Genomic DNA, 13,624 nt, shown 5'->3' on the forward strand with positions numbered 1-13,624 from the left:
TCAGCGGGCCGCCCGAGCTTGGTCCCATGGAGAGCACCCGAACCCCGCTGACCACCGCGGCAGACACCCGACCGAACGGCCTCGCGGGGCGGCTGCTGGCCGACCGCCACTCGCTGCCGCTGTCCATCGCCTTACACCTGCTTCCCGGCATCCCCATCGTCGGCGTCTACCTGTTGTTCGCGCAGCCGCTCATGCGGGCGCTGGAGCTTCCGTCGTTCCTGGGTTGGGCGATCTCGATGGTCGTCGCCCTCGCGCCGATCCAGCTCGGCCTGCTGGTGTGGCTCGGCTACCGACGCAACGGCCGGCTGTCCCTGCGTGGCGTCGTGAACTACCTCGACAAGCCCACCCCACGCGGCAGGCTCGTGCTGATCGTCACCGTTCTGATCGTGCAGTTCCTGGGGCTGAGCACCGCGCTCGTCACGCTGGACAACGCCGTCTACGAGGCGTTCTTCTCCTGGGTTCCGTTCGACGGTTCGGGCGGGGGCGGCCTGACGTACATCGGGGGCTTCCCGCAGTCGGTCATGGTCATCACGCTCGCCGTGTGCATCCCGCTGACCGGCTTCTCGCTCCCGCTGATCGAGGAGCTCTACTTCCGCGGCTTCCTGCTGTCCCGCCTCCCCCAGCTGGGCGGGTGGGCGCCGCTGGTCAACACGGCACTGTTCTCGATCTACCACTTCTGGTCGCCGTGGGCGATCTTGTCCAGGATCATCTTCGCGTTCGCGGGCTTCTGGCTGGCCTGGAAGAAGCAGGACCTCCGGTTGTCGATCGGCATGCACGTGGGCTCGGCGTTCATCCTGCAGACGCTCGGAACCGTTGCCCTGTTGCTGAACGTCATGCCTACCTGAGCAGTCGGCTCGCGAACAACGCGTAGCCCGCGGCGACGCGATGGAGGGCCGCCTCCTCGACGTACTCGTGCGGTCCGTGGGAGACCTCCATCGTGCCGGGGCCGTAGCCGAACGCTGGTATGCCGAGCTCGGCGTACCAGCGGGTGTCGAGGCAGCCGGGACACTGCTCCAGCCGTACGGGTGTCCCGGCGATCTCCTCGATCGCGCCGGCGAGCAGCTTCGCGGTCGGGTGGTCCGGCGGAGTGTGGGCGGGCGGGGCGACCTGGGTGACCTCGAGGTCGACGTTCGCGCCGGCCCGTTCGGCGGCCTCGTGGACGATCGCTCTGATGCTGGCGAGCTCGCCGTCGAGGTCCTCCTCGGGATCGAAGCGGCCGTCCACGGTGAACCAGGTGTGCTCGGGAACGACATTGAAGTTGGAGCCCCCGCCGGACTGCCCGCCGACGACGATCGTGCGGCCGTTCGCGTACTCCCCAAGCGGGGTGGCGATCTGGAGCATGCGCAGGAACGAGTTGACACCCTGCGGCGCTTGGCCGACGTGCATGGGCTTCCCGTGCACGTCGACGCGCAGCGAGAGCGCGCCCTTGGCTGCGTGCCAGACCACCTCGCCGCTCTGCTCGGCGGTGAGCATGGCGAGCGCGGACGGGTCGATGAGGTCGTTCGCGCGGAGGTAGCCGGCGCCGGCCGCACTGCCGGTCTCCTCGTCGCAGACGAGGTGGATCACGACGCGGCCGTTGCCGAGCAGGCCGAGGTCCTGCGCGGCGGCGGCGCCGTACAGCATGCTGACGATGCCGCCCTTCATGTCGGCGGTGCCGCGGCCGACGATCCGCCCGTCCGCGCGGCGAGCGGTGAACTGGTCGCGGGACTGGGCCGGAACGACGTCGAAGTGGCCGTGGAAGTAGACGATCCCGTCGCCGGCGCCGTCGGTGCCGGCGGTGCCGCGGACGACGGGCGGCTCGAGCACCTCGGGTCGCAGACCGAGCCGGTCCATCGCGTCGCGGAGCACCTCGGCGCACTCGGCGAGGCCGCGGCCAGGCGGGTTCTCGGTCTCGCAGGCGACCAGCCTGGTGAGCAGGTCGGCCATGGCGTCGGCACGTTCTTCGATCCATTCGCGGACGGCGTTCATGGTCGAGAAGGCTATGGCGGATCGGCCGGAAGGTGGTGCCAACTTCGGCCCGTCTCGGCGGCGTACGTGGAAGACTCTGCGCCGTGGACGTGATCGACCGGAAGATTCTTGCCGAGCTGCAGGCGGACGGCCGGCTCACGGTGACCGAGCTGGCCGCCAAGATCGGCCTCAGCCTCTCGCCGTGCCACCGGCGGCTGCGCGAGCTCGAACGTTCGGGCGTCATCACCGGCTACCGCGCCCTCGTCGACCCCGCCTCGGTCGGCCTCGGCTTCCAGGCGCTGGTGTTCGTGACCATGCGCCAGGAGGACCGCGACACCCTGCTCGCCTTCGAGGCGGCGGTCGCGAAGATCCCGAACGTTCTCCAAGCCCAGCGCCTCTTCGGCGACCCCGACTACCTGCTCCGCGTCGTGACCACCGACCTCGACGCCTACGCCAGCCTGGAGGACGAAAGCCTCGCCGCCCTCCCCGGCGTCCAGCGCCTCACGTCGACGCTGGTCATGAAGCAGATCGTCACCGACCGCCCTCTTCCGACCTAGAGCGCATCAGCAGCTCAAGGCCGTCGAGGATGCGGTCGAGGCCCCACTCGAAGTTGTTGTGGTCCGGCGGCGGCGAGGCGGCCAGCTCGGTGAGCGCGGGGTACTTGGCGCCGTGCTCGTCGCGGAGGGTGTCCAGCATCGCCGTGTTCGGCAGGTCGATCGTCCAGGGCAGCACGCCGTACGCGGTCATCGCCAGCGTCGCGCGCAGGTGCGCGCTCACGATGAACACCGCGTCCAGCTGCTCCGCCAGCGTCAGCCCTGTGCCCTCCATCGAGCGGACGGCGAGCTCGACCCAGCCCACCTCGTTCGGCCCCATGGCCCGCTCCCCCGACGTCGGCCGCACCGCGCCAGGGCGACTCTGCCACTCGCTGACATGCGGGAGCCAGGGATGGCGGAACCAGCCCTCGCGGATGAGCCGCGCCCAGCCGGTCACGCGTTCCCGCCAGCCCTCGCCGAGCGACTCCAGCGTCGGTGGGTCGTCGATCGCGAGGTCGGTCATCGCCGCGAGCAGCTCACCTTTGCTCTTGACGTACCGGTACAGCGACATCTTGGTGAAGTTCAGCTCGCTGGCGATCCGCTGCATGGAGATCGCCGCGAGCCCCTCGCTGTCGGCGATCGAGATGCCCATCTCGGCGATCTGACGCACGCTCAGGGCACGCTTCGGCCCACGGCTGGGAGGCTCCCGCAGGCCCCACAGCAGCTCAAGTGTTCCGAACTCGTCCTCCGCTGGACGGTCGTCGGAAATCGCCAATGCACTCCTCGAATTCGGTCTTGCACGCCCCTGGAACTGTGTCTATGGTACACAGTGTCCGGCGGACGCAGTTAGGAAACACGCCGGGAAGTACGGAAAGGAAAGGGGCAGACACATGGGCAGGGTGGTCTTCGACACCTCGATGTCGCTCGATGGGTACATGACCGCGGCCAACCGCACACCCGAGGAGCCTATGGGGCCGGGCGGTCTCCGCTTGATGGACTGGGCGTTCAACGACGAACGTGGCGCGCAGGTCCTCCGCGACGGTGTCGCCGGGTTGGGCGCCGCGATCGCCGGCCGGGAGACGTACGACACCTCGCTCCCCTGGTGGGGCGCGAACGGACCGTCCGGCGACGCGCGGATGCCGCTGTTCGTCGTCACCCACAAGGCGCCCGACACCTCACCGGAGAACGGCGTCTACACGTTCGTCACCGACGGCATCGAGAGCGCGCTCGAGCAGGCCCAGAAGGTGGCCGGCGACCGCGACGTCTGCGTCATGGGCGGCGCGAACCTCGGCCAGCAGTACATCGCGGCCGGACTGGTCGACGAGCTCTCGATCCACCTGGTGCCGGTGTTGTTCCACGGCGGTACGCGGATGTTCGCGCACCTGGGCGTCGACCACACCGACCTCGAGGTCCTCGATGTCGTCTCGACCCCCGCCGCGACCCACTTCCGCTACGCGATCAAGAAGTAGCTAGCGATGAGCACCCGCACGGATGTAATCGCCGGCCTTCTCGAGAGCGGTCGCCGCCTCGGGCAGGAACGGCCAGAACAGCTGGAAGACATGCGCGGCGAGCGGATAGTCGTCGACCACCACCTTGACGCCATGCGCTCGCGCGTGCGCGATGAGGTCGGCGGCCTGCGCGTACATCAGGTCCTGCGTCCCGGCCTGGACGAACAGCTCCGGCAGGCCGGTGAAGTCGGCCAGCAACGGGTGGACGAGCGGGTCGTTCGCCGGCCGGTCGCCGAGGTAGGCGGCACCGAAGCCGCGGATCACCTCGGCGGCGCCGCGATCGACCTGGTCGGGCGGCGTGAACTCCACCCCCGGCGACATCAGCACCAGACGGCCGGGCAGGGGGACACCGTCGTCGCGCAGCTTGAGCACCATCGAGAGCGTGAGATGGGCGCCCATCGAATCGGTCGCGACGCTGATGGTCCTGGGCGGGACACCGCGCGAGAGCATCCACTCGTAGGCACTGACAGCGTCGTCCAGTGCCGCGGGGAACGGATGCTCCGGGGCCAGCCGGAAGTCCGGGATGACGACCGTGGCCCCGGCTGCCGCGGCCAGCGCTCCGGCGAGCGAACGGTAGCCGTACGCCGAGCCGAGCGCCATGCCACCACCGTGCAGGAACAGCACCGTGGCTGGCTGTTCGGGGTCCGGCGACACCGACAGCCCGACGACGCCACCGGTGTTGGCCGGACGTACGACGATGCCCTCCGGCACCGGGAACATGGCGGACACCGACTCGTACGCGGCCCGCAGCTCGTCCAGACCCGCCGAACTGGCCGCCAGGTCGCTCACCGGCGCCCAGATCCGGGCGGCGCGCTCCTCGAGCTCGTCCCCCACCGAACGGGTCATCGTGACGGCCTCGTGCAGGTCGTGCAGCAGGTCCTTGGCCCGGGTCAGGAGCACCTCACCGGGCAACGTCAGCTCGACGCTGCGCGTGGAACGGCGCAGCAGCTGACAGCCCACCAGCCGTTCCAGACCACCGATCTGCCGGCTCAGCGCTGGCTGCGTCACGTACAACCGGGTGGCGGCACGCCCGAAGTTGAGCTCCTCCGCGACAGCGACGAACGCCCTGAGGTGGCGCACCTCGATCGCCTCCGCCGACGCGGGAAGCCGCAACACGTTGTCTTCCATCATCGAGCCACGATCCTCGTACCCACCCCTAGATCCGGCAATGTCCGGGCGGCATCACAGCGATACCGGATCGGCATTTCCCCCTCACGTCAGTCGTCGCAAGACTGAACGTACCAACTTCTCCACCACGCCAGGGCCCCCCGCGGAGGCACTGGCCCGAAGTTCCCCATCGCTGTTGTCGATTCCGACCTTCGACCGTTCGTCGGATCAGCAGAACGACCTTCACCACGCCAGCAAGGAGTACACCTATGCCTCAGCCGAGCGCTCAGGCCAGGTCGATCCGCGACGACGTCGTCACCCACGGTCCGTACGTCGAAGTGCGCGAGCTGTTCGGCCCGCCCGTCGAGTAACACCCACCTTCCGCAACGTCACGAAGGAGCTCAGCCCCATGTCAGCATCGACCGTTCCCCAGCTCGCGACCCGTCGCGAGTGGATCGGCCTCGCGATCCTCGCGCTGCCGACCTTGCTGCTGTCGTTGGACATCAGCGTTCTCTATCTCGCCCTGCCCATCCTCAGCAGCGACCTGCACGCGAGCAGCAACGAGCAGCTGTGGATCCTCGACATCTACTCGTTCCTGCTCGCCGGCTTCCTGGTCACGATGGGAACGTTGGGCGACCGGATCGGCCGCCGCAAGCTGCTGCTGATCGGCGGCGCCGCGTTCGGCGTCGCGTCGATCGTCGCCGCGTACTCCACCAGCGCCGAGATGCTGATCGTGTCGCGTGCGTTGCTCGGTGTGGCCGGCGCGACGCTGATGCCCTCGACGATGGCGCTGATCCGCAACATGTTCCACGACCCGAAGCAGATGGGTCAGGCGATCGGCGTCTGGTTCTCCTGCTTCATGGGCGGCATGCTGCTCGGCCCACTGGTCGGCGGCATCCTGCTCGAGCACTTCTGGTGGGGATCGGCGTTCCTGCTCGGCGTCCCGTTCATGGTGCTGCTGCTGATCGTCGGCCCGATCCTGCTGCCGGAGTACCGCGACGCGAACGCCGGCAAGCTCGACCTGACCAGTGTTGCCCTGTCCCTGTTGGCGATTCTGCCCGTCATCTTCGGCGTGAAGTCGGTGACGCGGAGCGGTCTCGACCTGGTGGCGGGGGTGACGATCGTGGCTGGCTTGGCGTTCGGTGCGGCGTTCGTCCTGCGCCAGCGCAAGCTCGAGCACCCGCTGCTCGACCTGAAGCTGTTCACCAACCGCAAGTTCAGCACCGCGCTGTCGACGATGTGGTTCGGCGGCGTGATCATGGCCGGCGTCAGCCTGGTGGCGGCGATGTACCTGCAGCTCGTTCTCGGGTACGACCCGCTGACGGCTGGGCTGCTGATCCTCCCGCAGAACGTGGTCATGCTGATCGGCTACCAGCTGGCGCCGCGACTGGCCGCGAAGTTCGGCAACCCGCGGCTCATCACGGGCGGCCTGCTCATCTGCGGCCTCGGGTTCGTCGTCATGACGTTCATCCAGCCAGGAAGCAGCCTGGCCCTGCTGCTGGTCGGCATGTGTGTCGCGGCGCTCGGCATGAGCTTCCCGATGGCGCTGACCGCGAACATCATCCTGGGCTCGGCTCCGCCGGAGAAGGCGGGCTCGGCGGCCGCGGTGATGGAGACCAGCGGCGAGTTCGGGATCGCCGTCGGCATCGCCGCGCTCGGCAGCCTCGCCGCTGTGGTCTACCGCGGCGAGATCGCCGACGCGGTCCCCGCGGGCCTGCCGGCCGACGCGGCGGCAGCGGTGCACGAAGGCATCGCCACGGCGACCGCGTACGCCTCACAGCTCGGGCCGGAAGTGGTCCGCGCGGTGAACGCCTCGTTCACCACCGGAATGAACGCCGTGACCGCGGTCGGGGCGGCGATCTTCATCGCCCTCGCCGTGCTCTGCGCGGTCGTTTTGCGGAAGTCCGATGAGTCTTCCGCGTCCGAACCGTCTACCACCTCGACGACCGACGAAGCAGTGCCGGTCGCGGCTGGTGCGACCGAACACTGAAGGAGACATAGCGATGACCATCGTGCAGAGCTTCACTCGCGAACTCGCTCCCCTGGTGACCGCCGAGAAGGCGTTGGCCGCGACCGCGGTGCCGCGTACGCCGGTGGGCATCGAGGCCACGAACGCCGCGGACGTGCAGGCCGCCGTGCGGATGGCGCGCGAGCTGGACGTACCGCTGGCGGTCCACGCGACCGGACACGGCTCGTTCGTCGCCCCACAAGGGGGATTCCAGCTCGAGACGGCCGGGCTGGGTGGGGTCACGATCGACCCCACCCGCCAGGTCGCCCGCGTCGGCGCCGGTGCTCGCTGGGGCGAGGTGCTGGCGGCCGCTTCGCCGTACGGACTGGCCGGGCTGTCCGGCACCTCGCCAGCCGTCGGCGTCACCGGCTACACGCTCGGCGGCGGGCTGTCGTGGCTGTCCCGCAAGTACGGGTTCGCCGCCGACAACCTGCTCTCGGCCGACGTGGTGACCGCCGACGGATCCCTGCTCACCGTCGACGCGGACCAGCACGCGGACCTGTTCTGGGCGCTGCGGGGCGGCGGCGCGAACTTCGGCGTCGTGACCTCGTTGACGTTCCGGCTGTTCCCGGTCGCCAACGTGTACGCGGGGACCGCCTACTTCCCGTTCAGCCGTGCGGCCGACCTGCTGGTGAAGTTCCGTACCTGGGCGGAGACGCGGGAGCCCGACGAGCTGACGACGTCCATCGTGCTGATCCGGTCGGCGGCGCACTCGCCGGTGTCCGGTCCGGTCGTGGCCGTGCGCGGTATGTACGTGGGGACGCCGGAGGAGGGTCGCCGCGCGCTCGCCCCGCTGTGGAAGGTGGCCGGCGAGCCGCTCGCGGACACCTGGCGTTCGATGCCGTACGCGGAGTCCGGGACGATCGGCGGCATCGCGCCGCGGCGGTTCGAGACGTTCCGTTCGTTGTCCGGCCCGGTGATCGAGACGGCGCTGTCGCTCGTCTCGGATCCCGAGGTGGACGAGCTCGAGGTCCGGCACTGGGGCGGCGCCATGCGGCGCTCGGTCGGTCGCGGGCCGGTCGGACACCGCAACGTGCCGTTCTCGATCGCGATCAATGGCACGCCGTCCGCTTCGGACGGGCTCGCGCAGTACGCGACGGGTGGCGCGTTCCTGAACTTCCTCAAAGACCCGTCGCGGACCGCTTCGGCGTACACCACGGCGAACTGGCGGCGGCTCCGTGAGCTGAAGCGGACGTACGACCCGACCAACCTGTTCGGCCTGACCCACAACATCCGCCCCGGCAGCGACACCGTCGCTCGCGACGGGTACCCGCTGCAGTAGCTGGAGGTCCTGACTGTGTCCACGTCTGTGCTCTATATGTCGATGTCCCTCGACGGGTTCATCTGCGGTCCGAACGACACGCCGGAGAATCCAGGCGGCGATGACTTCGATCGCCTCCATGAGTGGATCTTCCATGCAGGAACCTTCGACGTCCGGCCCGGAGTCGCGCGCGAGTTCATGGACGAGTTCACCGCATGTGGAGCGATCCTGGCCGGCCGGCGAACGGTCGAACAGGTCGACCACTGGGGCGGCGACCACAACGGCCTGCCGATCTTCGTGCCGAGCCACCGGCCACCGGGTCCGACGGTCGCGAACTACCCGTTGGTGACGTACGTGCTCGACGGGATCGAGAGCGCGATGGCGCAGGCGAAGGCGGTGGCTGGCGACAAGAACGTGGCGATGCACGGCGCGTACACGGGTCAGAAAGCGCTCGAGGCGGGCGTGCTGGACGAGATCCAGATCCACCAGGTTCCGGTGCTGTTCGGCTCGGGGCGGCGGCTGTTCGAGGTGCTGCCCGATCGAGTCGAGCTGGAGGTCGTTCGCGTGATCGACACTCCTGAGGTCACCCATCTTCGCTACCGCGTCCAGCGGTAACAAGGCCGTGTCTGGCAAAGATCGCCTGGCGCGCGACACCCCGCATCCCGTCTGGCCGCGGTGCACCTCGTCACCCATATAACCAATATGAGTTCCTCCTGCACCACGCCCATACGGGCGGGGGCGCCGCGCGCCATCGCGCTACGCGCGATGACCGGCGCTATTCGCCAGACACGACCCCGCGCCTGAGGCGCCGCGACCACCTGCCCGGTCGCGGCGCCTCTTGCTCGTTCTCGGCCGATTGTTGTAGACAATAGACCAGGTTGCCTTGCCTCGCCTGCCGAAGGAGCGCGATGAACCCCTCTGCCCTGGCCGGCATCCGCGTCGTGGAGATCGGTCAGTTCATGGCCGCCCCGTTCGCCACCATGCAGCTCGCGGACCTCGGGGCCGAGGTGATCAAGATCGAGAACCCGGCTGGCGGCGATCCGACGCGTTCGACGGGGCCGTTCCTGGACGGGGAGAGCTCGCCGTTCGTTCGGCTGAACCGGAACAAGCGGTCGGTCGCTCTGGATCTCAAGTCTTCGGAGGGTCGGGCCGCTCTGCTGCGGCTGCTCTCCACGGCGGACGTGCTGGTGGAGAACCTGCGGCCGGGGGCGCTGGAGCGGCTGGGGCTGTCGTACGCCTCGCTGTCGGCGTCGCTCCCCCGGCTCGTGTACGTGTCCGCGTCGGGATGGGGGCAGGACGGGCCGCTCGCGAGCCTGCCGGGGCTGGACATCATGGCGCAGGCGCGCGGCGGGCTGATGAGCATCACCGGGACGCCGGAGGGATCGCCGGTCAAGGTGGGCGTGCCGATCTGCGATCTGGTGTGCGGGCTGTACGGGGCCATGGGTGCTCTGGCGGCTTTGTCCGCGCGGGCTCAGACCGGGGTGGGACAGCACGTCGATGTGTCGCTGTACGAGGCCGGGGTGTCGTTCGCGATCTGGGAGGCGGGGATGTTCTTCGCCACCGGCGAGGTCGGGCGGCCGCACGGGTCGGCGCATCAGAACTCCGCGCCATACCAGGCGTTGCGGTGCTCGGACGGCTGGATCACGGCGGGTGCGGTGACGCCGAAGACGTGGACCTCGTTCTGCTCCGTACTGGGGTTGGAGTCCTTGGTTTCCGATGCGCGGTTTGGGACGAGTTATCAGCGTCAACAGCACGTTGACGTGTTGATTCCGTTGATCGAGGCCGCGACTTCTGTTCGTACTGTTGCCGATCTGGTCGCTTCGCTCGATGCGGCGGGGGTGCCTTGCGCGCCGATCAACCGCTACGACTCGGTGTTCGAGGATCCGCATCTGGCCGCGCGTGACTTCTTCTGGGACGCGCCGCATCCGACGTTGCCGCCGGTGCGGCAGCTGGGGTCGCCGATGCGGCTGTCGTCGAGTCCTGCTCGGCGTGACTCCGCTGGGCCTCTGTTGGGGTTCGATACGGCTGCTGTGCTTGGCTCTCTGGGGTACTCCGCTGCCGAGGTGCGTGCCTTGGAGTCGGCGGGGGCTGTTCTTTGTTGGCACGAGGAAGGGGTTGTGGATGGCCACGTCTGAGCTGTTGACGTCGTTGGAGGACGGCGTGCTGACGGTGACGTTCAATCGGCCGGAGCAGCGGAACGCGATGACGTGGGCGATGTACGAGGGGCTGGTTTCGGCTTGTTCGCAGGCGGATGCGGATCCTTCCGTACGGGTGCTGGTGCTGCGCGGGGCTGGCTCCAAGGCGTTCGTGGCCGGGACCGACATCTCGCAGTTCTCCTCGTTCGCGTCGGGCGATGACGGGGTGGCGTACGAACACCGGATCGCTGGCGTGCTGGACCGCCTCGAGTCCGTGACGAAGCCGACGTTGGCGGTGGTGCGGGGCTATTGCGTGGGTGGAGGTCTGGGGCTCGCCGGCGTGTGCGACCTGCGGGTGGCGTCGTCGGACGCCCAGTTCGGGGTGCCGATCGCGCGGACGTTGGGGAACTGTCTGTCGATGAACGGCTACTCGTTGCTGGTGGCGAACCTCGGGCGCGCTCGTACGTTGGACCTGCTGCTGCGGTCGCGGCTGTTGTCGGCTTCGGAGGCCCTTTCTGCCGGGTTCGTGTCGGAGGTGTGTGAGCCTTCCGAGCTGGATGCGCTTGCCTCGCGGGTGATTGGTGAGCTGTTGTCGCACTCGCCGTTGTCGATGTGGGCGGCGAAGGAGGCGCTGGGGCGGCTGCGGCGTTCGTCGCTGCCGGACGGGGACGACATCGTGGCTAGGGTGTTCGGGAGCGAGGACTTCCGTTCGGCTGTGCAGTCGTTCGTGGCTAAGGAGAAACCGACGTGGACCGGCCGCTGATCCTGCCCGTCAACGGGCACACACCCTCGATCGCCGCCTCGGCGTTCGTGGCCCCCGGTGCGGTGGTGACCGGGCAGCTGACGCTGGCCGAGCAGTCGTCGGTCTGGTTCGGCGTGACGATCCGCGCCGACTCCGCGCCGATCTCGATCGGAGCGTCGACCAACGTGCAGGACGGCTCCGTACTCCATGCCGACCCCGGCCACCCGTGCCACGTCGGAGCCCGCGTGACCATCGGCCACGCCGCCGTCGTCCACGGCGCGGTGGTGGAGGACGACTGCCTCATCGCCATCGGCGCCCGCGTGTTGAACGGAGCCGTCATCGGCGCCGGCTCCCTCGTGGGGGCCGGCGCGGTGGTGTCGGAGGGCGCCCTCATCCCACCCGGCTCCCTGGTGCTTGGCGTCCCGGGCAAGGTCCGCCGCGACGTGTCCGACGCCGAACGCGAACGCATGGCCCGCGGCGTCGCGAACTACGTGAAGCTCGCGGAGACGTACCGAGCCGCCCTGGCGTAACTCCGGCACACTGGTGCCTCGTGTCGGATGACCTGGTCGACTACTACCGCACCTTCTTGGTCGAGAGCGGCATGGAGATCGCCATGTCGTGGACCGTGGTGCGCGGGCTGAGCAAGCCGGTCACGATCGAGGATGTCGTTCGCCGCATGGGCGGCGACCTGTCGACGCTGGCGGAGCGACCGCTCGAGGCGGCCTATGACGAGTACGACACCAGCCGACCGATGGTGCATATCGCGCAGCCCGGCCCGGCCGTGTCCATCATCGAGAACAACGGCTTCCAGGGGACGCGCAACGAGATGATGCGCGCGTTGAGCCAGGATGCTGTGCTGCACAACGTCTACTGGCAGGTGAACGGCCAGGACCGCATCCACTACGCGGTGCGCGGTCGTCAGCTGGCCGGCGCCGAGCTCGTCGACCGCGACGGCATGTTCTGGTGGGGCGACGATCCACCGACACTCGCACCCGAGGTCGAGGCGTTGATGGACGCCGATCCAGGACCGCAGCGCGCGGTCGGCATGGCCGTCATCGAGGCACGGACCGGTGTCCAGCTGGAGAAGGCCTGGTTCAAGCTTCCACAGTTGAGCTTCCTCATCCCTGATCCGACGGTCGTCGATGCGACTCCGGAGCCACCGCGCGATGAGGGCGATCCCGATCTGGTGGCCTGGTTGACGTTCGCCGACACCGTCCAGCGAACCAGGGTGCGGGAGCTGCTCGTCGACTTGCTGGCCGATCGATTCGACCTCGAGCGCGGGCGATTCCATCCCGACTCTTTCGACGATCACCGCGCTCTCGTCGCGGACCTGGAGTCGTCCGGTGAACCGGAGCAGCTCGCGGCCGCACGGACGGTCGAGGTGGTGGACGACGAGCCTGCCAACTTCGACGCGGCGATCGTCCATTCTCGTTCGGCATTCGCCGAGATGTGGCCGGACGTTCGGGCGGCGATCGTCGCTATCGCGCGTGGGAGTTCGTGACCGCGTTCACGAATCGCTAAGTGGACAAGGGAAAACGGACGTGTCTATCTTCCATGGAAGTTCTTGGTTGGACCTCTAGACAGAGCTAGGGCGTGGCCAGCGATGGTGGCCACGCCCTACGTGGTGCGGCCGCGTTCCCGGCTGCCGAGGTCGCCCCTGTCGGCGCCGCGCGGCCACGTCTTGTGCCCTGCGGTGAACCTTGCGAAGTGCCTGAGCTTAGCCCCTGAGAGCCCTGAGAGTTGAGCCCTGCGTCACCAGAACGTTACCCATTCACACCGGGTTCCGGTCAAGACCTAACGGCATCGAGTTCCGGGCAATTTCTCCTTCCGACACCATGATCACCGTTAGTCGATCACACAACTTGGTGCAGCCAGCGCACCGGAGCGCCTTCGCCGGCGTAGCGGAAGGGCTCGAGCTCGTCGTCCCAGGCCTTGCCGAGGAGCTTCACGATCTCCTGTTCGAGCGTCAGCTCCCCCAGCGCGGACTTGAGCACGGCGGCCTTGAGCCGGTCCTCGGGGATCAGGATGTCGCCGTGCGGACCGGTGACGGCATGGAACAGGCCGAGGTTGGGCGTGTACGAGTACCGCGCGCCCTCACAGCCGGGACTGGGCTCCTCAGTGACCTCGTACCGCAGCTGTTGCCACCCGCGCAGCGCGCTCGCCAGCGCCGCGGCGCTGCCGGAGTCGCCCTGCCAGGACAGCTCGGTGCGGTAGTGCCCGACCGCGGCTGGTTGGCCGATCCAGTCCAGGTTGATACGCGCGCCAAGAACGCCGGCGACTGCCCACTCGATGTGCGGGCACAACGCCGACGGCGCGGAATGCACGAACAGCACGCCTCGTGTTGCCACCGGTCTCACCTTTCTCGGTTGAGGGAGCGCCTTCC

General features: G+C 68.6%; 14 protein-coding genes. 10 read left to right on the forward strand and 4 right to left on the reverse strand.

Annotated elements, in window-relative coordinates:
* The first annotated feature begins 26 nt into the window (after positions 1-26).
* Entirely contained in the window at positions 27-845 is an 819-nt protein-coding gene (locus tag JOD67_RS27935; protein WP_205120685.1) for a CPBP family intramembrane glutamic endopeptidase, read from the forward strand.
* Here JOD67_RS27935 and JOD67_RS27940 read toward each other — a convergent pair.
* Complete coding sequence (locus JOD67_RS27940) at positions 838-1,968, reverse strand: M20/M25/M40 family metallo-hydrolase (RefSeq protein ID WP_205120686.1); 1,131 nt, start codon at positions 1,966-1,968, stop codon at positions 838-840. The two genes, JOD67_RS27935 and JOD67_RS27940, sit on opposite strands and share 8 nt — an antisense overlap.
* An 83-nt stretch (positions 1,969-2,051) precedes the next feature.
* Here JOD67_RS27940 and JOD67_RS42115 point away from each other — a divergent pair, with 83 nt between their 5' ends.
* Positions 2,052-2,504 carry an Lrp/AsnC family transcriptional regulator gene (locus JOD67_RS42115; protein ID WP_205120687.1) on the forward strand — a complete coding sequence of 151 codons (453 nt, stop codon included), beginning with the start codon at positions 2,052-2,054 and terminating at the stop codon, positions 2,502-2,504.
* On the opposite strand, the gene JOD67_RS27950 is transcribed toward JOD67_RS42115, so the two are convergent.
* A complete protein-coding gene (locus JOD67_RS27950; RefSeq protein ID WP_205120688.1) occupies positions 2,479-3,150 on the reverse strand; it encodes a TetR/AcrR family transcriptional regulator in 672 nt (223 codons plus the stop codon). The genes JOD67_RS42115 and JOD67_RS27950 overlap by 26 nt on opposite strands.
* A 220-nt stretch (positions 3,151-3,370) precedes the next feature.
* On the opposite strand from JOD67_RS27950, the gene JOD67_RS27955 reads away from it, so the two are divergent.
* Positions 3,371-3,949, forward strand: coding sequence for a dihydrofolate reductase family protein (locus JOD67_RS27955; protein ID WP_205120689.1), 579 nt, complete (start codon positions 3,371-3,373; stop codon positions 3,947-3,949).
* Here JOD67_RS27955 and JOD67_RS41390 read toward each other — a convergent pair whose 3' ends face one another.
* The gene (locus JOD67_RS41390; protein ID WP_205120690.1) at positions 3,950-5,119 is read right to left on the reverse strand and encodes an alpha/beta hydrolase fold domain-containing protein; all 1,170 of its coding nucleotides are present in this window, start codon (positions 5,117-5,119) and stop codon (positions 3,950-3,952) included. It abuts the gene before it with no gap.
* Between the two features lie 385 nt (positions 5,120-5,504).
* Between JOD67_RS41390 and JOD67_RS27965 the strand changes: the two genes are divergently transcribed.
* From JOD67_RS27965 to JOD67_RS27995, 7 genes are all read left to right on the forward strand, one after another.
* On the forward strand, positions 5,505-7,085 hold the full coding sequence (locus tag JOD67_RS27965; protein WP_205120691.1) for an MFS transporter: 1,581 nt from the start codon (positions 5,505-5,507) through the stop codon (positions 7,083-7,085).
* 13 nt (positions 7,086-7,098) lie between these two features.
* Complete coding sequence (locus tag JOD67_RS27970) at positions 7,099-8,385, forward strand: FAD-binding oxidoreductase (RefSeq protein ID WP_205120692.1); 1,287 nt, start codon at positions 7,099-7,101, stop codon at positions 8,383-8,385.
* Positions 8,386-8,400: 15 nt separating this feature from the next.
* Complete coding sequence (locus JOD67_RS27975) at positions 8,401-8,979, forward strand: dihydrofolate reductase family protein (protein ID WP_205120693.1); 579 nt, start codon at positions 8,401-8,403, stop codon at positions 8,977-8,979.
* Positions 8,980-9,272: 293 nt separating this feature from the next.
* Positions 9,273-10,499 carry a CaiB/BaiF CoA transferase family protein gene (locus JOD67_RS27980; RefSeq protein ID WP_205120694.1) on the forward strand — a complete coding sequence of 409 codons (1,227 nt, stop codon included), beginning with the start codon at positions 9,273-9,275 and terminating at the stop codon, positions 10,497-10,499.
* Entirely contained in the window at positions 10,486-11,262 is a 777-nt protein-coding gene (locus tag JOD67_RS27985; protein WP_205120695.1) for an enoyl-CoA hydratase, read from the forward strand. The genes JOD67_RS27980 and JOD67_RS27985 overlap by 14 nt, the downstream gene beginning before the upstream one ends.
* A complete protein-coding gene (locus JOD67_RS27990; protein ID WP_307782574.1) occupies positions 11,247-11,771 on the forward strand; it encodes a gamma carbonic anhydrase family protein in 525 nt (174 codons plus the stop codon). Before JOD67_RS27985 ends, JOD67_RS27990 begins: the two co-directional genes overlap by 16 nt.
* A 20-nt stretch (positions 11,772-11,791) precedes the next feature.
* Positions 11,792-12,742, forward strand: coding sequence for a hypothetical protein (locus JOD67_RS27995; protein WP_205120696.1), 951 nt, complete (start codon positions 11,792-11,794; stop codon positions 12,740-12,742).
* A gap of 352 nt (positions 12,743-13,094) precedes the next feature.
* On the opposite strand, the gene JOD67_RS28000 is transcribed toward JOD67_RS27995, so the two are convergent.
* A complete protein-coding gene (locus JOD67_RS28000; protein WP_205120697.1) occupies positions 13,095-13,589 on the reverse strand; it encodes a DUF3145 domain-containing protein in 495 nt (164 codons plus the stop codon).
* Positions 13,590-13,624: the final 35 nt, after the last annotated feature.

Source organism: Tenggerimyces flavus, from assembly GCF_016907715.1.
GTDB classification, from domain to species: domain Bacteria; phylum Actinomycetota; class Actinomycetes; order Propionibacteriales; family Actinopolymorphaceae; genus Tenggerimyces; species Tenggerimyces flavus.

Coding starts and splice junctions, on each gene's coding strand:
- JOD67_RS27935 (WP_205120685.1), top strand. CDS start 27: ATGGAGAGCACCCGAACCCCGCTGACCACCGCGGCAGACACCCGACCG.
- JOD67_RS27940 (WP_205120686.1), bottom strand. CDS start 1,968: ATGAACGCCGTCCGCGAATGGATCGAAGAACGTGCCGACGCCATGGCC.
- JOD67_RS27955 (WP_205120689.1), top strand. CDS start 3,371: ATGGGCAGGGTGGTCTTCGACACCTCGATGTCGCTCGATGGGTACATG.
- JOD67_RS41390 (WP_205120690.1), bottom strand. CDS start 5,119: ATGATGGAAGACAACGTGTTGCGGCTTCCCGCGTCGGCGGAGGCGATC.
- JOD67_RS27965 (WP_205120691.1), top strand. CDS start 5,505: ATGTCAGCATCGACCGTTCCCCAGCTCGCGACCCGTCGCGAGTGGATC.
- JOD67_RS27970 (WP_205120692.1), top strand. CDS start 7,099: ATGACCATCGTGCAGAGCTTCACTCGCGAACTCGCTCCCCTGGTGACC.
- JOD67_RS27980 (WP_205120694.1), top strand. CDS start 9,273: ATGAACCCCTCTGCCCTGGCCGGCATCCGCGTCGTGGAGATCGGTCAG.
- JOD67_RS27985 (WP_205120695.1), top strand. CDS start 10,486: ATGGCCACGTCTGAGCTGTTGACGTCGTTGGAGGACGGCGTGCTGACG.